Here is a 21,768-nt window from a genome sequence, read left to right on the forward strand (position 1 = left end):
AGGTCCTGTGCCGCTCTCCCTCGCGGGACAGCTTGTTTATTATATCTCGCAAAGTCTTGTTTGTCAAGCACTTTTTTTGAAATATTTTTTCAAGCTCTTTCGAGCGGCTCGCCGTCGTTGACGGCTTAGTTATAATACCACACCCTCTAAGCAGAAGTCAACACCTTTTTTCAATTTTTTCTGAAAAAGTATCACTTTGCTAATATGCTGCCCGGTTTGTCCTTTCTGTATAGAAAAAAGGCCCTTACAGGCCCAGCAGCGGGGCCAGCTGGGCAACCGCATCCAGCGGGTGGGTGGAATGTTTTTTCATGAAGGCGCGCACCGGCTGTACCTCGCAGCCCCAGCCCGCAAAGGCAAAGGGCACGCCGCAGCGTTGCGCCATCTGCCAGCCGGGCTTTAAATCGTCCACCATTAAAAGCTGGTTCGGTGCAAGGTCATAGTGGCGCATGATCTCTTCCAGCGCATAGGGGGCGGGCTTGCGCTTTGCGGGCGGCAGATCCCAGCCGAACACCAGCTCCGGCTCGAAGCCGCAGTGAATGCGGTAATCCCGCCGGATCATCTCCTCGCTGGAATGGCTGGCCACGCAGATAATTCCCCCGGCATCCCGGTACCGGCGCAGCAGCTCGGCCATGCCCGGGAACATGGGCGGCACATGGGTGCTGGTCCACTGCTTCCAGACCTTCTGCTCCACCAGCATCTCCTCATCGGTCAGGTGCAGCATCTCCCGGCAGATGGCTTCAAAGCCCGGCTCGAAATTATACAGCACATACTCCTGCAGGCTCCAGTTCACTTCCGGGCGCAGAATCCTCATGGCATCCAGAAAGGCCGGGTAGTGGATGGTGGGTGTGCTGGCCACCACGGTATCGTCATGATCCAGCACCAGACAGGGCAGACAGGCCATATTCGTTCCCCCTTATAATAATATATAACGTATTATAGCAGACCGGCCCCGCCGGGGCAAAACAAAGCCGCCCGATGGGGAACGCTTTTCCCCCGCCGGGCGGTGTTGTTTGTGTATTACAGAGAGGGCCCGCACAGGCTGCCCCATTCCTGCCAGCCGGCCAGCAGCTGATTGGCGTTGTGGCAGTCGCTGGAAAAGATCAGCCGGGCGCCCCGGGCCTGCAGCTCCTTCAGCAGCCAGTCGGCCGGGTAGGGCTGGGTGCGCCAGCCCTTGGCCACCGCGCCGGTGTTCACCTCGAAGGCCACACCCTCCCCTGCCAGCCGATCCAGCGCGGCCAGTGCCGCTGCCCGGTAGCGGGGGTGGGCTTCGTCAAACAGCACGCCGCCCTCGTTGAACTTGGCAATCAGGTCAAAGTGCCCCACGATATCGCACCCGGTGCGCCGGTGCACATCCGCCAGCGTGGCGAAGTAATCCTCCGCGAAGGCATAGTAATCCCCGCCGTAGTGGTCGGCCACAATGCCCTGCTGCCACTGGGGGTCCTCATCCACCGGCAGATACTCCCCATGCCGATGGAGATAATGCACCGAGCCGATGACAAAATCGTACCCTTCGGCAGGCTGTTCCGAGTAATAATCCTGCTCGATGCCCAAGAGAATCCGCAGCCGGGGCGCATATTCCGCCTGCAGCTGCCGCACCTGCCGGATATATTCCCGGGTGCCCGCCGGGCTCATGCAGTACCGCTCGTCAAAGCCGGTGTGGCTGTGACCGGAAAAGCCCAGGGTTTCGCAGCCTGCCGCCAGCGCCGCCGCGGCCAGCTCCTCGGGGGTGTTGTCGCCGTCGCAGAAGGTGGTGTGGGTGTGCAGATTGTAAGGTCTCATGAGGTCATCTTTTCCTGCTTGACCTTGTGGTCGATGATGTGACGGCTGGCCAGCTCGTCCCGCACGTCCTCCACGGTGATGTCCATCTGCACCATGAGCACCATGGCGTGGTAAGCAAGATCCGCCAGCTCGTAGATGGTCTCCTTCTTATCCTCGGCCTTGCCCGCGATGATGACCTCGGTGCATTCCTCGCCCACCTTTTTCAGGATCTTGTCCAGACCCTTCTCGAACAGATAGGTGGTGTAGGAGCCCTCGGGCCGGTCGGCGTTGCGCTGACATAAAAGGTCGTACAGGCCCTCCAGCGTGAAGTCGCCCCGCTCGTCGCTCTGGAACAATACGTCCTCAAAGCAGGAGTCGTTGCCCAGATGGCAGGCCGGGCCGTCCTTTTCCACCAGTACCAGCAGCGCGTCCCGGTCGCAGTCGGCGGTGATGCTCACAATGTGCTGGTAGTTGCCGCTGGTCTCACCCTTGAGCCACAGCTCCTGACGGGAGCGGCTCCAGAAACAGGTGAGCTTTTTTTCCATACTGATGGCCAGGCTCTCGGCGTTCATGTAGGCCACGGTGAGCACCTTGCGGCTTTTGGCATCCACCACCACCGCCGGGATCAGGCCCTTTTCGTCAAATTTCAGGTCTTGAATGGTCAGCATATCTTATCGCCTCACTATGATGTCGTTTTCCCAAAGGGTCTGCTTCAGATCCGGAATGGCAATCTCGCCGAAATGGAACACCGAGGCCGCAAGGCCCGCGTCCACACTGGGCACCTTTTTAAACAGCTCCACAAAATCCTGCTGGCTGCCCGCGCCGCCGGAGGCGATCACCGGAACCGGCACCGCCCGGCAGACCTCGTCCAACAGCTCCAGATCAAAGCCCTGCTTCACGCCGTCGGTGTCGATGGAATTCACCACCACCTCGCCCGCGCCCAGCTCCACGCCCCGGCGCAGCCAGCCGATGGCCTCGATGCCGGTATCCTCCCGGCCACCCTTGGCGAACACCTGAAACCGGCCGTTCACCCGCTTGATATCCGCCGAGAGCACCACGCACTGGTTGCCGTAGCGCTTCGCAGCGCGGCGGATCAGCTCCGGGTCCCGGATGGCCCCGGAGTTCACGCTCACCTTGTCGGCGCCGCACTTGAGCACCCGGTCAAAATCCTCCAGCGTGTTCACGCCGCCGCCCACGGTGAGGGGGATGAAAATGGTCTGGGCCACCCGGCAGAGGATGTCGGTGAAGAGCTTGCGCCCCTCGGCAGAGGCAGTGATGTCGTAGAACACCAGCTCGTCGGCTCCGCTCTCGGAATAGTATCGGGCCAGCTCCACCGGGTCGGACACATCCGACAGCCCTTGGAAGTTCACGCCCTTGACCACCCGGCCGTCCCGCACGTCCAGACAGGGGATGATTCGTTTTGTGATCATTTCGCCGCCTCCAGTGCTTCGGCCAGATCCACTGCGCCGGTGTAGTAGGCCTTGCCCAGAATGGCCCCGTAGAGATTCATCTCCCGCAGGGCCTTGATGTCATCCAGACTGCTCACGCCGCCGGAGGCCACGATCTGCAACCCCTGCCGTTTGGCAAGCCTTCGATACAGCTCCAGATTCGCCCCCCGCATGGCTCCGTCCCGGGAAATGTCGGTGCAGATCATGGTGGAAACCCCAAGGCCCTGCATCCGGTCGAAGAAGGCTTCCGCTCCCTCGTCGCTGGTCTGCTGCCAGCCCCGGATGGCCACCTGACCGCCCCGCAGGTCGGCCCCAACGGCCACCCGCTCGCCCCAGGTATCGAGAGCGTTTTGCAGAAAGTCCGGGTCGGTGACGGCGGCGGTGCCCAGAATCACCCGGCTCACCCCGTTTTCCAGATAGGCGCGGGCAATGTCCATAGTGCGGATGCCGCCGCCCACCTCCACAAACAGGCCGGTCTCGGCGGCAATGCGCCGGATCAGCTGCAGATTGGGGGTGGTGCCGTCCCGCGCGCCCTCCAGATCCACCAGATGGATGTGGGTGGCGCCGGTTTCGGCAAATTTCTTGGCCAGAGCCGCCGGGTCGGGGTTGTACACGGTCATCTGCCGGTAATCGCCCTGATAGAGCCGAACCGCCTGCCCTTCGTACAGGTCGATGGCCGGAAACAGAATCATGCTTTTCCCTCCTCTTCACAAAAGGCCCGCAGAATGGCAAGGCCCACCGGGCCGCTCTTTTCCGGGTGGAACTGGCAGCCCATCACGTTCCCCTTCTGCACCATGGCGGTGATGGGGATGCCGTACTCCGCCGTGGCCACCAGACTGTCGGCGCAGCCCTCGGCGTAATAGGAATGAACAAAATACACGCAGTCGCCGGGCTTCACGTCCCGCAGCAGCGGGCTTTCGGCCACCGGCTGCAGGGCGTTCCAGCCGATGTGGGGAATCTTCAGCTCCGCCGGGAGGGCCCCCTCCATGGGCACCACCCGCCCGGCCAGCAGGCCCAGCCCCCTGTGACGGCCGTATTCAAGGCTCTCTTCAAAGAGCAGCTGCATGCCAAGGCAGATGCCCAGCACCGGCACGCCTTTTTGCGCCTGCTTGATCACCAACTGATCCAGCCCGGTGGCCCGCAGCTTGTCCGCCGCGTCGCCAAAGGCGCCCACGCCGGGCAATACCAGTTTATCCGCCTGTTCCAGAACGGCGGGGTCGGCGCTCACCTGCACCTCGGCCCCCACATAACGCAGGGAGGAGCAGAGGCTGAACAGGTTGCCCACCCCGTAATCGATCACGCCGATCATCACAGCACCCCTTTTGTGGATGGAATTTCCCCGGCAAATTCCGGGTCGATGGCCACTGCCGTGCGCAGGCAGCGGGCCGCCGCCTTGAAGGCTCCCTCCATGATGTGGTGGGAGTTGGCCCCCGCCATCTTTTGCAGATGCAGGGTCAGCTGAGCCTGCCGGGCGAAGGCAATCCAGAATTCCTCGAACAGCTCGGTGTCGAAGTCGCCCACCTTCTGGGTGGGAATCTCCACCTGCCCATAGTAGCCGCCCCGGCCGGACAGATCCGCCGCCGCCAGAATCAGGGTTTCGTCCATGGGCAGCAGGGACTGGCCGTACCGGCACACGCCCCGCTTGTCGCCCAGAGCCTGCCGGAAAGCATCGCCCAGGCAGATGCCCACGTCCTCCACCGTGTGGTGGTAGTCCACATAGGTGTCGCCGGTGCAGGTCAGCTCCAGATCGAACCGGCCGTGCCGGGCAAACAGCACCAGCATGTGGTCCAGAAAGCCGCAGCCAGTGGCGCAGCTGCCCTTGCCGGTGCCCTCCAGCACAAGGCGCAGGGAAATGTCCGTCTCGGCGGTGGTGCGTTTGATCTCTGCCGTTCTCACTGGGCTGCCTCCTTCATGATTTCCTTGATGGTTTGCATAAACCGTTCCATCTGGGCTTCGTCGCCCACGCTCACCCGGATGTAATCCCGGGTGCGGGGCGCGTCAAAATAGCGCACCAGCACGCCCCTTTGCCGCAGAGCCTGATACATGGCCCCGCCGCCCATGCCGGGGGCCGCCGCGAACAGGAAGTTTGCCTTGGAGGGCAGCACCTTCCAGCCCATGGCCTCCAGCTGGCCGGCCACCTTGTCCCGGATGGCGGCAATGCGGCGGCAGTTTTCCATATAATAGTCGTCCTGTGCCAGCGCGGCCTCGCCTGCCGCCAGCGTCATCCGGTTCACGTTGTAGGGGTTGGTGGAATAGCGCAGGGTTTCCAGGTCGGCAATCAGCGCCTCGCTGCCCAGCGCAAAGCCCAACCGGGCCCCCGCCATGGAGCGGGACTTGGAGAAGGTGCGCACCACCAGCAGATTGTCGTACCGGTCCAGCAGGGCGGCGGCGCTTTCGGCCCCGAAGTCCACATAGGCTTCGTCCACGATCAGCACCCCGTCCGGATTGGCCTTCAGAATCGCTTCAAAGTCATCCAGCCCCAGCGCCAGACCGGTGGGGGCGTTGGGGTTTGCGATCACCGCCACTCCGTTTTTGCCGAAGTAATCCGCCGGGTCGATGGAGAAATCCTCCTTCAGGGGAATCACCTCATAGGGCAGGCGGTTTTTGGCCGCGAACACCGGATAAAAGCCGTAGGTCACGTCCGCAAAATACAGAGGCCGCTCTTCCCCCGCAAAGGCGCAGAAGGCCAGATCCAATACTTCATCCGAGCCGTTGCCCACCATCACATTGGCGGGCTTCACCCCGTAGCAATCGGCCAGCGCCCGGCGCAGCCCGGCGCACTGGGGGTCGGAGTAGAGCTGCAATTTGCCGCACTGCTCGGCCACCGCCGCCGCCACCCCCGGCGAGGGCGGGAACGGGGATTCGTTGGTGTTCAGTTTCAGATAGTCCTGATCCTGCGGCTGCTCTCCCGGGGTATAGGGGGTGAGCGCCGCGTATCGACTTGAAAAAAACCGGCTCATTGTTTTTTCTCCTCCAGCCGCACGGTGACGCTGTTGGCGTGGGCGTCCAGCCCTTCCTTACGGGCAAAGCAGGCCACCTTTTCGCCCACCTTGGCCAGCGCGTCGGCGGTATAGTAAGTAAACTGGCTCTTCACCACGAAATCATCCACCGACAGCGCCGACGAGAATTTCGCGGTGCCGCTGGTAGGCAGGGTGTGGTTAGGGCCGGCGAAATAATCGCCCAGCGCTTCCGGGCAGTTCTTGCCCAGAAAGATGGAACCGGCGCAGCGCACCCGATCCAGATAATCAAAGGGCGCGTCCACGCACAATTCCAGATGCTCGGGGGCGATTTCGTTGGCAATGTCGATGGCCAGATCCAGATTTTCCGCCACAATAATTTTGCCATTGTTGTCGATGGAGGCCCGGGCGATCTCGCTGCGGGGCAGCAGCGGAATCTGCCGCTCCAGCTCGGCCTGCACCGCTTTGGCCAGCTCGCCGCTGTCGGTGACCAGCACCGCGCTGGCCATTTTATCGTGCTCGGCCTGACTGAGCATGTCCGCCGCCACGATCTTCGGGTTGCAGGTGCCGTCCGCCACCACCAGAATCTCGCTGGGGCCGGCAATCATGTCGATGGCCACCCGGCCGAACACCTGCTTTTTGGCTTCGGCCACATAGGCGTTGCCGGGGCCCACGATCTTATCCACCTTGGGCAGGGTCTCGGTGCCGAAGGCAAGGCCCGCCACGGCCTGTGCGCCGCCCACCTTGAAGATGCGATCCACGCCCGCGATCTTCGCCGCCGCCAGAATCACCGGGTTCACCTTGCCGTTTGCGCCGGGCGGGGTGACCATCACCAGCTGGGGGCAGCCCGCGATCTTGGCAGGGATGCTGTCCATCAATACGGTGGAGGGGTAGGCCGCGGTGCCGCCGGGCACATACAGGCCCACCTTCTGGATGGGCACAATCTTCTGACCCAGCACCACGCCGGGCTGGTCGGCCACCACAAAGCTGTTGCGGCGCTGCTTTTCGTGGAAGGCCCGGATGTTCGCCGCCGCCTGTTCCAAAATCGCCACAAATTCCGGCTCCACCGCCGCGAAGGCCTCGTCGATCTCCGCTTCGGTCACTTCCAGATTGGTCAGGTCGGCCTTGTCAAAGCGCAGGGTGTATTCCCGCAGGGCCTCGTCGCCCCGGGCGGCCACCTGGGCCAGAATCTCGGTCACCGCGCCCTCCACATTGGAGGCGATGTTGTCCCGGGCAAAAATTTCGCTGTTCGGTACCTGGCCGTATTCATAAATGGGGATCATGTCACTTCACCTGTTCCTTCATTCTGGCCAGCATCTCTTCCAGCTGGCGGTTTTTGAATTTAAAGCTGGCCTTGTTGGCGATGAGCCGGGCGCTGATGGGCAGGATGTCCGCCACCACCTCCAGATCGTTCTCCCGCAGGGTGGTGCCGGTTTCCACAATGTCCACGATCACGTCGGACAGGCCCAGAATGGGGGCCAGCTCGATGGAGCCGTTCAGCTTGATGAAATCCACATCCCGGCCCATGCCCGCGTAGTAGTCCGCCGCGATGGACGCAAACTTGGTGGCCACCCGCAGGGTGCGCTCTCCGTCGTCCCGGAAGGCGCGGGGGGCGGCCACCGCCATCTTGCAGCGGCCCACGTTCAGATCCAGCAGCTCGTACACATCCGGGTGGTATTCCAGTAAAATGTCTTTTCCGGCCACGCCCACATCGGCGGCGCCCCGCTCCACATAGATGCTCACGTCCGAGGGCTTGACCCAGAAGTACCGGATGCCCTTTTCGGCGTTTTCAAAAATCAGCTTGCGGCTGTTTTCCCGGATGGCCGGGCACTCGTAGCCCGCCGCCTCGAACATGGCGTAAACCTTTTCGCCCAGGCGACCCTTGGGCAGCGCGATGTTCAGCATGGTTTCCCCTCCTTGTCCAGCCGGATACATTCCTGATACCGCAGCTTGGGCGGCGCGGCCTTCTGGGCGCTCACGCTCTTGCCCTCGGCGCGCAATTTTTGCACCGCCGCCGCCACCGCCGCCGCGGGGGTCTCGTTTTCATAGAGCAGCAGCACCTGCACGTCCCATTCCGGGCGGGGGCTGCGCAGCTGATCCAGCCGGTCCAGATACAGCGCAAAGCCCACCGCGCCCTGACTGCGGCCCATCCGGCGCATCAGCCGGTCGTACCGGCCGCCTGCCAGCACACTCTGGCTCAGGCCCTGCAAAAAGCCCCGGAACACAATGCCGTTGTAGTAGTCCATGTGGTTGACCACCGAGAAATCCAGCACCACTTCCTCGCCCAGGCCCGCCGCGTCCAGCAGAGCGCTCAGCTGCTCCAGCTCGGCCACGGCCTCGCCGGCAAGCCCGCCGCACAGCGCCCGCAGCTTTTGCAGCGCCGGACCCCGGCTGCCGTAGATGGTTACGAGACCCGCCAGCCGCTGGGCGCAATCCGCCGGGACCCCGTTTTCCGCACACAGGCGGGCCAGATCGTGGGCGTTTTTCTGGGAGAGGGCCTCCAGCGCGCTGCGGCGGAATTCCCCGTCGCCGCCCGCGGCGTCCAGCAAAGCGGAGACAACGCCCAGATGGCTGATCTCCAGCACATACTCCGGGCCGATGAGCGCCAGACTCTTCGCCGCCAGCTCCACCGCCTCGAACACATCGTAGCCGTCCACGTCGCCGATGCACTCCAGACCGGTCTGCATGATCTCCTTGAACTGGCCCGACCGGCGGGACACCCGGTACACGTTTTCGTTGTAGCACACCTTGCGCTTGCAGCCGGGGTTTTCCTCTCCCTTTTGCAGGATGGAAAGGGTCACGTCCGGCTTTAAGGCCATCAGGCGGCCGTTGGTGTCGGTGAAGGTGATAACCCGGTCGCTGAGCAGAAAGTCCTTGTTGCGGGCATACAGCTCGTATTCCTCGAACCGGCTCATTTTGTAGGGCAGATATCCGTAGCTCTGGTACAGAGCCCGCAGGGCGATCACCGCCCGTTCCTCGTTTTTCAGCAGCTGGTCGTTTTGCATCCCGGCTCCCCTCCCTGTTTCGCGTTTCACTTTATTGTGATAATGTAATACTATAAAGAAGTATACAGGACAGACCGTCCTTCTGTCAAGAGCAGATGGGGAGTTTTCGCAAAACAAAAAGGCCCCCGGCGAAACGCCGGGGGCCAAAGGTTCAAAACAAATCAGTGATTTTCCGCGCGAAGCACGAAGTAGCCCTGAGGATGGTCGCAGACCGGGCACTTGGCGGGGGCGTGGGTGCCGATGTGGATGTGGCCGCAGTTGGTGCAGATCCAGACCTGCTCGGTCTCGCGGGCAAACAGCTTGCCCTCTTCCAGCAGCTTGGCAACCTCGCGGTAGCGGGCCTCGTGCTCCTTCTCGATGTCGCCCACCATGGTGAACAGGGCGGCGATGCGGTCGAAGCCCTCTTCCTTGGCGGTGGCGGCGAAGCTGGCGTACATGTCGGTCCACTCGTAGTTCTCACCGGCGGCAGCGTCGGCCAGGTTGGCCAGAGTGCCGGGAACCTCGCCGTCATGCAGCAGCTTGAACCAGATCTTGGCGTGCTCCTTCTCGTTGTTGGCGGTCTCCTCGAACACGGCGGCGATCTCGTTGTAGCCTTCCTTCTTTGCCTTGGATGCGTAGTAGGTGTACTTGTTGCGGGCCTGGCTTTCACCGGCAAAGGCGGCCATCAGGTTGGCTTCGGTCTTGGAACCCTTCAGATTCATGGTAAACTCCCTCCAATAAAGTAAGAATATTTTTTATTACAGCGCCCAAAGGCGCTATCTTCCGTTATCTTTCTCTAATGTATCACGCGGACGTGTGTTTGAAAAGTGACTTTGTCACAATCGACCAGGCACCGGCTGGCCGCAGCACGCCGCTGCCCCTATCCCATGAAGGAATGCCGTTCACTGTTCCCGCTCGCACTGGCGGGAAATGCGCTTGAACAGCTTCACCGCCCTGTCCACCTGCTCCTGCGGGATGCGCTGGCGAAAGCCCACCATACTGTGGGCCACAAAGGGCGCAGTGTGGGAAAAGCTGGTCATGCCGATGAAGTATTGCAGGTAGGGGTTTTCCCGAATCATCTGCACGGTCTGCCGGTCGGAAAGCTCCAGCGCCTGCCGGATGACCAGACTGCCGAAGGCCATGCGCAGGGGCAGCGCCTGATTGCCTGCCCGGCCGAAGTTGCCCGCGTAGTGGCGCTCCATCTCCTGCCAGTCGATCTCCTTCGCCAGCTTCACCCAGCGGTTATTCTCATCCAGTGTTCCCCCAAAGGGCTGCACATAATCGTAAAGGGTCATCTGTGATTCCGCCATATCATACATAACCCGCCGCCTCCTCTTTTTTGGACTGCATTACTTTTCTTATTGTAGCATAAAATCAAGGGTAATGCCGAACAATTTCCAGGTGGTGGAGCGCGCCGGAAAATTTTTTCGTGATATGAACCAAAAAGCACAGCCAATCCTTGGTAGACCCGCGAGCATTTTTGGAAAATAGCACGGAAAATTTTGGCGTGATACGCCGCCTGAGCCGTAAGGCGTGAATTGTGCGGTGTTGCCCAAAGGAGAAAAGCCAGTGCGCGGGCAAACAAAAAAGCACCGCTCCCAAAAGGGAGCGGTGCTCATGCTCAAAACGCAGTGTGCTTAACGGGTCGATTAAACCTGAGAAGCAGCAACAGCGCAGGCCACGGTGGCGCCAACCATGGGGTTGTTGCCCATACCGATCAGGCCCATCATCTCCACGTGAGCGGGCACGCTGGAGGAGCCGGCGAACTGAGCGTCGCCGTGCATACGGCCCATGCTGTCGGTCAGGCCGTAGGAAGCGGGGCCGGCAGCCACGTTATCGGGATGCAGGGTACGGCCGGTGCCGCCGCCGGAAGCAACGGAGAAGTACTTCTTGCCGTTCTCGATGGCCCACTTCTTGTAGGTGCCGGCAACCAGGTGCTGGAAGCGGGTGGGGTTGGTGGAGTTACCGGTGATGGAAACCTCAACAGCCTCAGCCTTCATGATGGCAACGCCTTCCAGAACGTCGTTGGCGCCGTAGCACTTAACGGCAGCGCGCTCGCCGTCGGAGAAAGCCTTCTCGCGAACAACCTTCAGCTCGCCGGTCTTGAAATCGTAATCGGTCTCCACGTAGGTGAAGCCGTTGATGCGGCTGATGATGTAAGCAGCATCCTTGCCCAGGCCGTTCAGGATAACGCGCAGGGGGGTCTTGCGGGCCTTGTTGGCGGTGCGGGCGATACCGATGGCGCCCTCGGCGGCAGCGAAGCTCTCGTGGCCGGCCAGGAAGGCGAAGCACTTGGTGTCGTCGCTCAGCAGCATGGCGCCCAGGTTACCGTGACCCAGACCAACCTTGCGCTGCTCGGCAACGGAACCGGGGATGGTGAAAGCCTCCAGGCCCTCGCCAATGGCGGCGGCGCACTCGGCGGCGTTCTTCAGGCCACGCTTCACAGCGATGGCGGTGCCCAGGGTGTAAGCCCAAACGGCGTTCTCAAAGCAGATGGGCTGCACGCCCTTCACAATAGCGTCGCAGTCGATGCCCTTCTCGAGGAGCATCTCACGGCAGGCGTCCAGGGATTCCAGGCCGTTGGCCTTCAGGCATGCCTCGATCTTAGGCATGCGGCGATCCATAGATTCAAAAGTAGCCATAGTATTTCTCCTCCTCTCTTACTCTTCGCGGGGGTCGATGTACTTGGCAGCGCCATCGAACCGGCCGTAGGTGCCAACGTTCTTCTCGAACGCGGTCTTGGGATCCTCGCCGTGGCGGATGGCTTCCAGCATCTTGCCCAGACGAACGAACTGATAACCGATGACCTCGTTGTTCTCATCCAGAGCGGTCTTCAGGATGTAGCCCTCGGTCAGCTCCAGGTAACGAACGCCCTTGGCCTTGGTGGAGAAGATGGTGCCGGTCATGCTGCGCAGACCCTTGCCCAGATCCTCCAGGCCGGCGCCGATGGGCAGGCCGCCCTCGCTGAAGGCAGTCTGGCTGCGGCCGTAAACGATCTGCAGGAACAGCTCGCGCATGGCCACGTTGATGGCGTCGCACACCAGGTCGGTGTTCAGGGCTTCCAGAATGGTCTTGCCGGGCAGGATCTCGCCGGCCATGGCGGCAGAGTGGGTCATGCCGGAGCAGCCGATGGTCTCGACCAGAGCTTCCTCGATCACGCCGTTCTTAACGTTCAGAGTCAGCTTGCAGGTGCCCTGCTGGGGGGCGCACCAGCCCACACCGTGGGTCAGGCCGGAAATATCCTTGATCTCATAGGCCTTAACCCAGGCGCCCTCCTCCGGAATGGGGGCGGGGCCGTGATGGGGGCCTTTGGTCAGAGGACACATACGCTCTACTTCATGAGAATAGGTCATAATAGTACTCTCCTTTGCTCTCTTTGTAAGCTTGTTGCGGATTTCACAACATCTACCTTTTCATTATAAATAGGGGGGCCGGGTTTTGCAAGGCGTTTTTGAATTTGTTCGGCTAAAAAATTGCACCGTGGGCCCCGTTTTTGCCCGGCACTGGATTTTTGTGCGAATTAAATCGTCATTTCTTACAAAGAATTCGCGTCTTGCTTGTTGCATCTGCACAAAGGCAGTGCTATATTATAGGTGCACGGCAGGCAAGGCCCTCCGTGCGTGGGAGAAAGTATTGGCAAACGCCAGAAAAGGCGGGCCGGCTGCCTGAATGCGCCGGTGCCCGCACAAGGGAAAGTGAGGAATCCGTTTTATGGATCGCATCAGTCTTCATAATTTCAACGTTCGTGATTTCAGCGAGATGCTGGCTTCCTGCAAGGGCGACGTTTACATGATCACCCCCGAAGGCGACCGGCTGAACCTGAAGAGCAAGCTGTGCCAGATCATCGGCTTCACGGCTCTGATCCAGGGCGGCCAGATTGCCGAGGCCAAGTTCGAGTGCTCCGAGCCCGAGGACGAGGCAAAGCTCTACCGCTTCAACCTGTTCGGCGACACCAAGGGCTAAGCATCACGAATCAAACGTCAGGGCCGCGCACCTATTTATAAGGGGCGCGGCCCTCAGCTTGTCGATAAATCAGCTCCAAAAACAAAGCGGTACAAAAACAGCGTCAGGATTCACGGGCATGTACCGGGAATCCTGACACCTTAACAGAAAAAACACCCGGTTTTGTGTGCGAAGTGCGCAAAACCGGGTGTTTTTTCGCCGGAAAAAGGGTACTGGGGGAAACCAATAAGCATCCACCGCGCCTTGCGTCGGTGGTGCGTTTGGTGTCCCTCAGGAGGCTGTCGAACTTTTTCGACAGCCTCAGAGGTCAGTTGGTGCCGATGCTCATGGTCTCGGGCAGGGTGCTGCCGCCGTCGATCACGATCTGGCTGCCGGTCAGATAGCTGGACTCGTCGATGCCCAGGAAGGCAAACAGCTCGCCAACCTCGATGGGCTTTGCCAGACGCTTCATGGGCACGCCCACGGCGATGTCGTTGATGGCGCTCTCGAGATCTTCGGGGTTGGACTCCACAGCCATCTTCTTCACCATGGGAGTGCGGGCATAGCCCAGCTGAGAGCAGTTCACACGGATGTTCCGGCCGGCGTATTCCACAGCCAGGCACTTGGTCAGGCCAACCAGAGCGGCCTTGGTCATGGCGTAGGCGGCTTCGCCCGCGTCGGCCACGATGTCGCCGGTGACGGAGGAGGCGATTACGATGTTGCCGCCGCCCTGCTTCAGCATGTAGGGGATCACGGCCTTGCAGGTGTTCCACACGCCCTTGATGTTCACATCGATGTGGAAGTCGCGGGTGGCGTCGTCCATCTCCTCAAAGGGAGCCAGACGGCACACGCCGGCGTTGCAGCAGGCCACGTTGATTTCGCCGAAGGTGTCCACGCCCTTCCTGGCGGCTGCGTCCATCTGGGCACGGTCGGCCACGTTGGCCACCACGGTGATGATCTCGCTGCCGTATTCCTTTGCGCAGCTTCTCGGCGGTCTCTTCCACGCGGGGATCCAGGTCGACCATGATCAGCTTTGCGCCGTATTTTGCGTAGGCGGTGGCAATGCCCTCGCCCAGACCGGCAGCCGCGCCGGTGATCAGTGCTACCTTGCCATCCAGTTTTGCCATGGAGAATCGCTCCTTTATCATTAGAATGCGGCGAGCCCTCACGCCGGGCCCGCCCGGTTACCTTCACCATAGCATTCCGGGCAGGGCGCTGTCAACCGGAGGTTTTCTTCTTTTGCGCCGGGCCCAGCTTCCACAGGCAGAAGGCCCCGGCCAGCGCCGCGCCCACCGCCAGCCAGTGCCGCCCGGCTTCCAGCCCAAAAGCCTTTGCCGCGAAGGGAAAGCCCAGACTGCCCGCCGCCATGCCCAGCGCCAGCAGGCCGTAGTTGGCCCCGGTGTGGGCAAGGCCGAATCGCTCGGTGCACAGGCTGGGCAGCACCGCCGCCTGCCCGGCGTAGAAAAAGCACAGCCCGGCGTAGGCGGCGAGAAAGAGCCAACTTTTTGCAAAGGCAAACCCGGCGGAAAGCCCGGCCAGCGCCCCGAAGGCAGCGATCAGCACCGCACGGCGGCCCAGTTTATCCCCCGCTGCGGCAAGGCTCAGCCGCCCGGCGGCGGAGCCCGCCGCGCCCACCGCCACCATCCAGCCGGCGGCGGTTTCCGGCAGGCCGCTCTGGCGGGCAAGCTCCAGAATGCGGGGGCTGAACAGCAGCACCGCCGGGGTGGCCAGCGCCACCGAGGCGGTGATCCACCAGTAGGCGGCGGTGCGCAGCATCTGCCCCGGGGTCATGCCCTGCTGCTTTGGGGCGACGGGCGTTTTTTCCGGGTTCTGCAACACAAGGCTGGCCCCGCCGCACACAAAGCCCAGCAGCGCCCCCAATGCCCAGAAGCAGCCCCGGATGCCCCACAGCCCGGTGAACCACTTCACTAAAAGCGTGAGCGCCGCGCCGGAAAGCCCCACCGCCACGCCGATCACCCCGGTGGCAAGGCCCTTTCTGTCCGCGTACCATTTCTGGGCGCAGCCCATCACCGCCGGATATAAAAAAGCGCAGCCCGCCCCCACCGGGGCGCTGAAGGCAAGATAAAAGAGCCACGGTTTTTCCGCCGGTACAAAGCCCGCCGCCACAAACCCGGCGCAGAGCCCGGCGCTGCCAAGAAGGGCGGCGAAGCGGGGGCCGAGCTTATCCTGCAAAAAGCCGCCGGCCACCCCGCCCGCGCCGAAGGCCGCCACCAGCCAGCTGAGCACAAAGCTGGCCGACTCCTCATCGAAGCCATATTCCGCCCGCACCGGCTCCTGAAACACACCCCATGCGGTGGGGATGCCCGCCAACAGCTGGATGGCCGCCCCCGCCGCCAGAATCACAAAGGGGTGCTGCTTTACAAACTGGCCCATTGCTTTTGTTTCCTCCCATGATTTTTTGGCTTAGTATGCCCCCTTTTTGTTGACAAATACCGGCCCGCCGGGCTATGATTAGAAGATAAAAGTGCTTTATTCTGTTAAAATATAGAATGTGGGAGGAACATCAATGAAAACCAATCCGCTGAAGGGCATGAAGGACTATCTGCCCGCCGAACAGGCCCTGCGTGACTATGTGCAGGGCCGCATTCTGGAAACCTACCGCGCCAGCGGCTTCGAGCGCATCTCCACCCCCATGCTGGAGGATATGGAGAATCTGGACAAGAGCGACGGCGGCGACAACCTGAACCTGATCTTCAAGGTGCTCAAGCGGGGCGACAAGCTGGCCTCTGCCATCGCTTCCGGCAACGAAAAGGATCTTTCCGACATGGGCCTGCGGTACGACCTGACCCTGCCCCTCTCCCGCTACTACGCCGCCAACAGGGACAAGCTGCCCAGCCCCTTCAAGGTCATCCAGACCGACCGGGTGTTCCGTGCCGAGCGGCCCCAGAAGGGCCGGATGCGGGAGTTCGTCCAGTGCGACATCGACATTCTGGGCGACGGCTCCTGCAACGCGGAGATCGAGCTGATCGACGTGACCGCCCGGGCGCTGCTGAACATCGGCTTTGACGACTTCACCGTGAACATCAACGACAGGCGCCTTTTGCGCGGCATGCTGACCAGCATGGGCTTTGCCCCCGAAAGTCTGGACAGCGTGTGCATCACCTTCGACAAGCTGGACAAGATCGGCGCCGAGGGCGTGGCCAGGGAGCTGACCGAGAAGGAATGCCCCGCCGAGGCGGTTGCCGCCCTGAGCGATTTTCTGGCGAAAGGCGAATTCAGTCTGGAGGCCATCGGCGCTCTGTGCGAGGACAAGACCCTTGCCGAAAACCTGAAAAAGGTGATCGCCACCGTGGAAACGCTGGCCGGCGGCAAGTATAAGATCGCCTACTGCCCCAGCCTTGTGCGCGGTCAGGGCTACTACACTGGCATGGTGTTCGAGGTCACCTGCGCGGCCTTCAGCGGCGCGGTGGCAGGCGGCGGCCGCTACGACAACATGATCGGCAAGTTCATCGGCCAGCAGGTGCCCGCGGTGGGCTTCTCCATCGGCTTCGAGCGCATCTGCGGCATTCTGGCCGAGCAGGGCTTCGCCATTCCGGCCCAGAAGCCCAAGATGGCCCTGCTCTACCTGCCCGACGCGGACTTCGCTCAGGTTCTGGCCAAGGCGGCCACCCTGCGGGAGGGTTACACCGTGACCGTGCTGCCTCAGGCCAAAAAATTGGGCAAGCAGTTCGGCGCGCTGGAAAATCAGGGCTTTGCCGCCGTGGCCTTCGCGGACAACGACGACGTGAAGACCCTGGGCGCAAACGGCTGATTGTTCTCCGTTTCATTTTCAACACAAAAAGGCTCCGCCTGTGGAAAACCCACGGGCAGAGCTTTTTCTTTCTTTATTATTGTAAGACAAGCAGCTTCACCGCCGCCAGCACCGCCAGATGGGCCGGGTAGAACAGATAGAAAAACCACTTCCAGAAGGTGCGGCCGTGCTCGGCCCGCTTGCCGTTATAAAACAGAAGGATCACCGCGCCTGCCACAAGGATGCCCAGCGAGCTTGCCGCCGTGTGCAGCACCGTGTGCACCGTCCAGTTTGCGGGCAGGCTCTGGAAGAAAAAGATCACCGCGTCCCCCAAAAAGACCAGCGCCAGCCCGCTGCGTCTGCCCCCCAGCCCGAACTTGCCGTACCGCCAGCTGCAGAATATGAAGGTGAACAGCGGAGCCATCGTTCCCCAGTCCATGAACAGGCTGACAAAGAACAACCCCAGCAGCGCCGCGAAATTCCGCCCGAGCCGCTCGCCGGGCCGGGTGGCCATTTCATGGGCCACATGGGCGGTTCCCAGACAGACCAGCAGGGTGAACAGCATGTTCAGCTGGAAAAAGCCCAGTGCCAGCTGGTAGGGAATCTGGGCGATCACCGCGAAAATCAGCAGCCGCAGCGCGTAGGCCTTGCGGTCATGGGTGTACTGGTAGCCCTCGGCCAGAAAATAGCACATGGTCACCGCGGTGAAGTAGCCGATGTTCACCAGCGGCTCAAACCATGGGCTTTGCGGCGAAAGCAGGGCGTTGGCGATGTGATTCAACAGCATTGTGGCCATGGCGATGGACTTGATGGCGTCCCGGTTCAAACAGGGCCAGATTCCCACGCTGGGTTTCATGGGCGTTCCCCTCCCCTTGTTTCGTTTTCTTTATTCTAACAGAACATGGGGAGCCTGTCACCCCGGGGGGCGTTTTTGGTACCGGTTTATTTTCTCCGTTTTGTACACTATTTCGGTATAATTCACACACCAGATATGGGTTTTGCGCATTGAAGCAGATGCAAGATGTGGTGTATAATAGGAAACGTTGCAAAATAGAAGGCACTACCGCACAATTCCAGATGGTGGAGCGCGTCGGAAAATTTTTTGTGATATGAACCAAAAAGCGCAGGCAAGCCTTGGTGGCTTGGCGAGCATTTTTGGAAAATAGCACGGAAAATTTTGGCGTGATACACCGTCTGAGGTGTTCGCCGTGAATTGTGCGGTAGTGCCTGAGAGATTCACGGGAGGACACACCATGCAGATTCAAAAGCGCAGCGGCCAGGCCGAGGCCTTCGACGGGGGCAAGATTCTTGCCGCCATGGAAAAATCCTTTGCCAGCGTGGGGCAGGCCCCCAGCGTGGAGCAGCTGGCCGGCCTGCTGGACGCGGTGACCCGTCGCCTGAGCGGCGAGCTGGTCACGGTGGAGCAGATTCAGGACGAGGTGGAGCGGGCGCTGATGGAGCAGGGCCACTTTGAGGCGGCCAAAAGCTACATTCTTTACCGTTCCCGCCACGCGGAGCTGCGCGCCGCCCGCCAGAGCATTGCGGCGCAGGTGAACGCCCCCGGGCTGGAGGATTGCCTTGTGGGCATCCAGAAGGATTTCGACCAGCTCTCCTACCCGCTCACCGCGCTGGCCGCCCGGTTTGCGGGCTTTGCAAAGCCCGAGATGGACGCCGCCGAGCTGCTGGCCGCCCTGACCAAGGCGGCGGTGGAGCTGACAAGCCCGGACGCACCCAGGTGGGAGTTCATCGCCGCCCGGCTGCTGAATCTCTCCTTCACGCTGCGGCTGGAAACCGAGCTTTCCCGCCGGGGCATCCACACCCTGTACGACAAGCTGCGCTACCTGACCGACGAGGGCCTTTACGGCAGCTACATTCTGGAGCACTATTCCCGGGCCGAGATCAGCGAGGCGGAAGCCTTCCTCTGCCCCGAGCGGGACAAGCTGTTCACCTATTCCGGCCTCGACCTTCTGCTCAAGCGGTATGTGATCCACACCCGGCAGCATGTGCCGCTGGAAACGCCCCAGGAGATGTTTCTGGGCATTGCGCTGCATCTGGCCATGGAGGAAAAAACCGACCGGCCGGGCTGGGTGAAAAAATTCTACGACATGCTCAGCCGGATGGAGGTGACCATGGCCACCCCCACTTTGTCCAACGCACGCAAGCCCTACCACCAGCTGTCCAGCTGCTTCATCGACACGGTGCCGGACAGCCTGGAGGGCATCTACCGCAGCGTGGACAACTTTGCGCAGGTGAGCAAGTTCGGCGGCGGCATGGGCCTTTACTTCGGCAAGGTGCGGGCCGCGGGCGGCAGCATCCGGGGCTTTGAGGGCGCGGCCGGCGGCGTCATCCGCTGGATTCGCCTTGTGAACGACACCGCGGTGGCGGTGGATCAGCTGGGCGTGCGGCAGGGCGCGGTTGCGGTGTATCTGGACGCCTGGCACAAGGATCTGCCGGAGTTTCTGCAGCTGCGCACCAACAACGGCGACGACCGGATGAAGGCCCACGACGTGTTCCCGGCGGTGTGCTACCCGGATCTGTTCTGGAAGCTGGCGAAGGAAAATCTGGACGCGCCCTGGCACCTGATGTGCCCCCACCAGATTCTCACCGTGAAGGGCTACTGCCTTGAGGATTACTGGGGCGAGGAATGGGAAACCCGTTACCGGGACTGCGTGGCCGACCCCCGCATCCAGAAGCGCACCGTCACCGTGAAGGAGCTGGTGCGGCTGATTCTGAAAAGCGCGGTGGAGACCGGCACCCCCTTCACCTTCAACCGGGACGCGGTGAACCGGGCCAACCCCAACGGCCACGCGGGCATGATCTACTGCTCCAATCTCTGCACCGAGATCGCCCAGAACATGGCCCCCATCGAAACGGTGAGCACCGAGATTTCCACCGCACAGGGCGACCCGGTGGTGGTCACCACCACCCGCCCCGGCGAGTTCGTGGTCTGCAATCTGGCCAGCCTGTCGCTAGGCAACCTGCCGGTGACCAACAAGGCCTACATGAATCAGGTGGTGGCCACCGCGGTGCGGGCACTGGACAACGTGATCGACCTGAACTTCTATCCCCTGCCCTACGCCAAACTCACCAACCGGAAGTATCGCAGCATCGGTCTGGGCGTCAGCGGCTACCACCACATGCTGGCCAAGGCGGGCATCCGGTGGGAGAGCGAGGAACACCTGACCTTCGTGGACGAGGTGTTCGAGACCATCAACAAAGCGGCCATCGCCGCCAGCAGCGCCATCGCCGCCGAAAAGGGCAGCTACGCCGCCTTCGAGGGCAGCGACTGGCAGACCGGCGCGTATTTTGCAAAGCGGGGTTATAACAGCCCCGAATGGCGGCAGCTGGCCGCCACCGTGGCAAAGCAGGGCATGCGCAACGCCTATCTGCTGGCGGTGGCCCCCACCAGCTCCACCAGCATTCTGGCGGGCACCACCGCGGGCGTGGACCCGGTGATGAAGCGCTTCTTCCTGGAGGAGAAAAAGGGCAGCATGCTGCCCCGGGTGGCCCCGGAGCTGGGCATGCGCACCTACTGGTATTACAAGAACGCCCACCAGATCGACCAGAGCTGGAGCGTGCGGGCGGCGGGCGTGCGCGGGCGGCACATCGATCAGGCCCAGAGCATGAACCTGTACATCACCAACGACTACACCCTGCGTCAGGTGCTGAACCTGTATCTGCTGGCGTGGGAACAGGGCGTAAAGACCATCTACTACATCCGCAGCAAATCGCTGGAGGTGGAAGAGTGCGAGAGCTGCTCTTCCTGAGCTTTGAAGGAGTGTGAACCATGACCCAGCTGATCAAAAAGCCCCTCTTCAACCCGGGCGGCGACACCGACGTGCGCCTGCGGCGGATGATCGGGGGCAACACCACCAACCTGAACGACTTCAACAACATGCGCTATGCCTGGGTGAGCGACTGGTACCGGCAGGCCATGAACAATTTCTGGATTCCCGAGGAGATCAATCTGGCGCAGGATACCAGGGATTACCCGAACCTTTCCGCCGCCGAGCGCACCGCCTACGACAAGATCCTCAGCTTTCTGGTGTTTCTGGACTCCATCCAGACCGCCAATCTGCCCAACATCGGGGAATACGTCACCGCCAACGAGGTGAACCTGTGCCTGTCCATTCAGGCCTTTCAGGAGTGCGTGCACAGCCAGAGCTACAGCTACATGCTGGACAGCATCTGCAGCCCGGTGGAGCGCAACGACATCCTCTACCAGTGGAAAACCGACGAGCACCTTTTGCGCCGGAACACCTTCATCGGTGACCTTTACAACGAGTTCCAGCAGAACAAAGACGCCTTCACCCTGCTGAAGGTGATGATGGCCAACTACATTCTGGAGGGCATCTACTTTTACAGCGGCTTCATGTTCTTCTATAACCTTGCCCGCAACGGCAAGATGCCCGGCTCCGCGCAGGAAATCCGGTACATCAACCGGGACGAGAACACCCACCTGTGGCTGTTCCGGAACATTCTGCTGGAATTGCAGAAGGAGGAGCCGGAGCTGTTCTGCCCGGAGAATGTGCAGGTGCTGAAGGAAATGCTGGAAGAGGGCGTGCGGCAGGAGATCGCCTGGGGCCACTATGTGATCGGGGACGCCATCCCCGGCCTGACCCGCCAGATGGTCACCGACTACATCCGGTATCTGGGCAACCTGCGCTGGACCGGCCTCGGCTTCGGGCCTCTTTTTGAGGACAACCAGACCGAGCCCGCCTCCATGAGCTGGGTGAGCCAGTACTCCAACGCCAACATGGTCAAGACCGATTTCTTCGAGGCCAAAAGCACCGCCTACGCCAAGAGCACCGCGCTGGTGGATGACTTGTAAGCCTGATTTTTCTTTCCCATAATCAAAACCACCGGCTTAGCCGGTGGTTTGAGTAAGCCCTATAAGGGCATTATACTAGCAAAGCCCCTTAAGGGGC

General features: G+C 61.4%; 23 protein-coding genes. 4 read left to right on the top strand and 19 right to left on the bottom strand.

Annotated features, from left to right (window positions below; translation table 11 throughout):
• Positions 1–244: 244 nt before the first annotated feature.
• The 15 genes from ACESYO_RS15025 to ACESYO_RS15095 form a co-directional block, all read right to left on the bottom strand.
• The gene (locus ACESYO_RS15025; RefSeq protein ID WP_346672302.1) at positions 245–901 is read right to left on the bottom strand and encodes an HAD family hydrolase; all 657 of its coding nucleotides are present in this window, start codon (positions 899–901) and stop codon (positions 245–247) included.
• Positions 902–1,017: 116 nt separating this feature from the next.
• The gene (locus ACESYO_RS15030; protein WP_346672301.1) at positions 1,018–1,779 is read right to left on the bottom strand and encodes a histidinol-phosphatase HisJ family protein; all 762 of its coding nucleotides are present in this window, start codon (positions 1,777–1,779) and stop codon (positions 1,018–1,020) included.
• Positions 1,776–2,426, bottom strand: a complete 651-nt coding sequence (gene hisIE, locus ACESYO_RS15035; RefSeq protein WP_058962658.1) for a bifunctional phosphoribosyl-AMP cyclohydrolase/phosphoribosyl-ATP diphosphatase HisIE — start codon at positions 2,424–2,426, stop codon at positions 1,776–1,778. The genes ACESYO_RS15030 and hisIE overlap by 4 nt, the downstream gene beginning before the upstream one ends.
• A gap of 3 nt (positions 2,427–2,429) precedes the next feature.
• Positions 2,430–3,188: an imidazole glycerol phosphate synthase subunit HisF gene (hisF, locus tag ACESYO_RS15040; protein ID WP_058962659.1), complete on the bottom strand. Its 759-nt coding sequence runs from the start codon at positions 3,186–3,188 to the stop codon at positions 2,430–2,432.
• Positions 3,185–3,898: a 1-(5-phosphoribosyl)-5-[(5-phosphoribosylamino)methylideneamino]imidazole-4-carboxamide isomerase gene (gene hisA / locus ACESYO_RS15045; protein ID WP_058962660.1), complete on the bottom strand. Its 714-nt coding sequence runs from the start codon at positions 3,896–3,898 to the stop codon at positions 3,185–3,187. The genes hisF and hisA overlap by 4 nt, the downstream gene beginning before the upstream one ends.
• Positions 3,895–4,515 carry an imidazole glycerol phosphate synthase subunit HisH gene (hisH, locus tag ACESYO_RS15050; RefSeq protein ID WP_058962661.1) on the bottom strand — a complete coding sequence of 207 codons (621 nt, stop codon included), beginning with the start codon at positions 4,513–4,515 and terminating at the stop codon, positions 3,895–3,897. Before hisH ends, hisA begins: the two co-directional genes overlap by 4 nt.
• A complete protein-coding gene (hisB, locus tag ACESYO_RS15055) occupies positions 4,515–5,102 on the bottom strand; it encodes an imidazoleglycerol-phosphate dehydratase HisB (RefSeq protein WP_058962662.1) in 588 nt (195 codons plus the stop codon). Before hisB ends, hisH begins: the two co-directional genes overlap by 1 nt.
• Positions 5,099–6,166: a histidinol-phosphate transaminase gene (gene hisC / locus ACESYO_RS15060; RefSeq protein ID WP_058962663.1), complete on the bottom strand. Its 1,068-nt coding sequence runs from the start codon at positions 6,164–6,166 to the stop codon at positions 5,099–5,101. Before hisC ends, hisB begins: the two co-directional genes overlap by 4 nt.
• Complete coding sequence (gene hisD / locus ACESYO_RS15065; RefSeq protein WP_058962664.1) at positions 6,163–7,446, bottom strand: histidinol dehydrogenase; 1,284 nt, start codon at positions 7,444–7,446, stop codon at positions 6,163–6,165. Before hisD ends, hisC begins: the two co-directional genes overlap by 4 nt.
• 1 nt (position 7,447) lies before the next feature.
• Positions 7,448–8,068, bottom strand: coding sequence for an ATP phosphoribosyltransferase (hisG, locus tag ACESYO_RS15070; RefSeq protein ID WP_058962665.1), 621 nt, complete (start codon positions 8,066–8,068; stop codon positions 7,448–7,450).
• On the bottom strand, positions 8,062–9,168 hold the full coding sequence (locus ACESYO_RS15075) for an ATP phosphoribosyltransferase regulatory subunit (RefSeq protein WP_058962666.1): 1,107 nt from the start codon (positions 9,166–9,168) through the stop codon (positions 8,062–8,064). Before ACESYO_RS15075 ends, hisG begins: the two co-directional genes overlap by 7 nt.
• 161 nt (positions 9,169–9,329) lie before the next feature.
• Positions 9,330–9,869: a rubrerythrin gene (gene rbr, locus ACESYO_RS15080; RefSeq protein ID WP_058962667.1), complete on the bottom strand. Its 540-nt coding sequence runs from the start codon at positions 9,867–9,869 to the stop codon at positions 9,330–9,332.
• A gap of 180 nt (positions 9,870–10,049) precedes the next feature.
• Positions 10,050–10,466: an IS5 family transposase gene (locus ACESYO_RS15085; RefSeq protein ID WP_058962668.1), complete on the bottom strand. Its 417-nt coding sequence runs from the start codon at positions 10,464–10,466 to the stop codon at positions 10,050–10,052.
• Positions 10,467–10,796: 330 nt separating this feature from the next.
• Positions 10,797–11,789 (bottom strand): GGGtGRT protein, encoded by a 993-nt coding sequence (locus ACESYO_RS15090; protein ID WP_058962669.1) that lies wholly within the window; start codon positions 11,787–11,789, stop codon positions 10,797–10,799.
• 18 nt (positions 11,790–11,807) lie between these two features.
• The gene (locus ACESYO_RS15095) at positions 11,808–12,500 is read right to left on the bottom strand and encodes an iron-sulfur cluster assembly scaffold protein (RefSeq protein ID WP_058962670.1); all 693 of its coding nucleotides are present in this window, start codon (positions 12,498–12,500) and stop codon (positions 11,808–11,810) included.
• A 358-nt stretch (positions 12,501–12,858) separates the two neighbouring features.
• Here ACESYO_RS15095 and ACESYO_RS15100 point away from each other — a divergent pair, with 358 nt between their 5' ends.
• Entirely contained in the window at positions 12,859–13,110 is a 252-nt protein-coding gene (locus ACESYO_RS15100; protein ID WP_058962671.1) for a hypothetical protein, read from the top strand.
• A 307-nt stretch (positions 13,111–13,417) separates the two neighbouring features.
• Here ACESYO_RS15100 and ACESYO_RS15105 read toward each other — a convergent pair whose 3' ends face one another.
• From ACESYO_RS15105 to ACESYO_RS15115, 3 genes are all read right to left on the bottom strand, one after another.
• Positions 13,418–14,026 carry an SDR family oxidoreductase gene (locus tag ACESYO_RS15105; protein ID WP_373211313.1) on the bottom strand — a complete coding sequence of 203 codons (609 nt, stop codon included), beginning with the start codon at positions 14,024–14,026 and terminating at the stop codon, positions 13,418–13,420.
• Positions 13,917–14,237: an SDR family NAD(P)-dependent oxidoreductase gene (locus ACESYO_RS15110; protein WP_373210638.1), complete on the bottom strand. Its 321-nt coding sequence runs from the start codon at positions 14,235–14,237 to the stop codon at positions 13,917–13,919. The genes ACESYO_RS15105 and ACESYO_RS15110 overlap by 110 nt, the downstream gene beginning before the upstream one ends.
• 70 nt (positions 14,238–14,307) lie before the next feature.
• Positions 14,308–15,483 carry an MFS transporter gene (locus tag ACESYO_RS15115; RefSeq protein WP_373210640.1) on the bottom strand — a complete coding sequence of 392 codons (1,176 nt, stop codon included), beginning with the start codon at positions 15,481–15,483 and terminating at the stop codon, positions 14,308–14,310.
• 133 nt (positions 15,484–15,616) lie between these two features.
• Between ACESYO_RS15115 and hisS the strand changes: the two genes are divergently transcribed.
• Entirely contained in the window at positions 15,617–16,861 is a 1,245-nt protein-coding gene (hisS, locus tag ACESYO_RS15120; RefSeq protein WP_373210642.1) for a histidine--tRNA ligase, read from the top strand.
• Between the two features lie 76 nt (positions 16,862–16,937).
• Here hisS and ACESYO_RS15125 read toward each other — a convergent pair whose 3' ends face one another.
• Positions 16,938–17,696, bottom strand: a complete 759-nt coding sequence (locus ACESYO_RS15125) for a TraX family protein (RefSeq protein ID WP_373210643.1) — start codon at positions 17,694–17,696, stop codon at positions 16,938–16,940.
• Between the two features lie 397 nt (positions 17,697–18,093).
• On the opposite strand from ACESYO_RS15125, the gene ACESYO_RS15130 reads away from it, so the two are divergent.
• A complete protein-coding gene (locus ACESYO_RS15130) occupies positions 18,094–20,607 on the top strand; it encodes a ribonucleoside-diphosphate reductase subunit alpha (RefSeq protein WP_373210645.1) in 2,514 nt (837 codons plus the stop codon).
• Positions 20,608–20,627: 20 nt separating this feature from the next.
• Positions 20,628–21,671, top strand: coding sequence for a ribonucleotide-diphosphate reductase subunit beta (locus ACESYO_RS15135; protein WP_373210647.1), 1,044 nt, complete (start codon positions 20,628–20,630; stop codon positions 21,669–21,671).
• Positions 21,672–21,768: the final 97 nt, after the last annotated feature.

It is taken from the genome of Allofournierella massiliensis (assembly GCF_964241245.1).
Taxonomy (GTDB): domain Bacteria; phylum Bacillota; class Clostridia; order Oscillospirales; family Ruminococcaceae; genus Allofournierella; species Allofournierella massiliensis.

Excerpts from the sequence above, each read along its gene's own strand:
- ACESYO_RS15025 (WP_346672302.1), bottom strand. The coding sequence starts at position 901 with ATGGCCTGTCTGCCCTGTCTGGTGCTGGATCATGACGATACCGTGGTG.
- ACESYO_RS15030 (WP_346672301.1), bottom strand. The coding sequence starts at position 1,779 with ATGAGACCTTACAATCTGCACACCCACACCACCTTCTGCGACGGCGAC.
- hisIE (WP_058962658.1), bottom strand. The coding sequence starts at position 2,426 with ATGCTGACCATTCAAGACCTGAAATTTGACGAAAAGGGCCTGATCCCG.
- hisF (WP_058962659.1), bottom strand. The coding sequence starts at position 3,188 with ATGATCACAAAACGAATCATCCCCTGTCTGGACGTGCGGGACGGCCGG.
- hisA (WP_058962660.1), bottom strand. The coding sequence starts at position 3,898 with ATGATTCTGTTTCCGGCCATCGACCTGTACGAAGGGCAGGCGGTTCGG.
- hisH (WP_058962661.1), bottom strand. The coding sequence starts at position 4,515 with ATGATCGGCGTGATCGATTACGGGGTGGGCAACCTGTTCAGCCTCTGC.
- hisC (WP_058962663.1), bottom strand. The coding sequence starts at position 6,166 with ATGAGCCGGTTTTTTTCAAGTCGATACGCGGCGCTCACCCCCTATACC.
- hisD (WP_058962664.1), bottom strand. The coding sequence starts at position 7,446 with ATGATCCCCATTTATGAATACGGCCAGGTACCGAACAGCGAAATTTTT.
- hisG (WP_058962665.1), bottom strand. The coding sequence starts at position 8,068 with ATGCTGAACATCGCGCTGCCCAAGGGTCGCCTGGGCGAAAAGGTTTAC.
- ACESYO_RS15075 (WP_058962666.1), bottom strand. The coding sequence starts at position 9,168 with ATGCAAAACGACCAGCTGCTGAAAAACGAGGAACGGGCGGTGATCGCC.
- rbr (WP_058962667.1), bottom strand. The coding sequence starts at position 9,869 with ATGAATCTGAAGGGTTCCAAGACCGAAGCCAACCTGATGGCCGCCTTT.
- ACESYO_RS15085 (WP_058962668.1), bottom strand. The coding sequence starts at position 10,466 with ATGTATGATATGGCGGAATCACAGATGACCCTTTACGATTATGTGCAG.
- ACESYO_RS15090 (WP_058962669.1), bottom strand. The coding sequence starts at position 11,789 with ATGGCTACTTTTGAATCTATGGATCGCCGCATGCCTAAGATCGAGGCA.
- ACESYO_RS15095 (WP_058962670.1), bottom strand. The coding sequence starts at position 12,500 with ATGACCTATTCTCATGAAGTAGAGCGTATGTGTCCTCTGACCAAAGGC.
- ACESYO_RS15100 (WP_058962671.1), top strand. The coding sequence starts at position 12,859 with ATGGATCGCATCAGTCTTCATAATTTCAACGTTCGTGATTTCAGCGAG.
- ACESYO_RS15110 (WP_373210638.1), bottom strand. The coding sequence starts at position 14,237 with ATGATAAAGGAGCGATTCTCCATGGCAAAACTGGATGGCAAGGTAGCA.
- ACESYO_RS15115 (WP_373210640.1), bottom strand. The coding sequence starts at position 15,483 with ATGGGCCAGTTTGTAAAGCAGCACCCCTTTGTGATTCTGGCGGCGGGG.
- hisS (WP_373210642.1), top strand. The coding sequence starts at position 15,617 with ATGAAAACCAATCCGCTGAAGGGCATGAAGGACTATCTGCCCGCCGAA.
- ACESYO_RS15125 (WP_373210643.1), bottom strand. The coding sequence starts at position 17,696 with ATGAAACCCAGCGTGGGAATCTGGCCCTGTTTGAACCGGGACGCCATC.
- ACESYO_RS15130 (WP_373210645.1), top strand. The coding sequence starts at position 18,094 with ATGCAGATTCAAAAGCGCAGCGGCCAGGCCGAGGCCTTCGACGGGGGC.
- ACESYO_RS15135 (WP_373210647.1), top strand. The coding sequence starts at position 20,628 with ATGACCCAGCTGATCAAAAAGCCCCTCTTCAACCCGGGCGGCGACACC.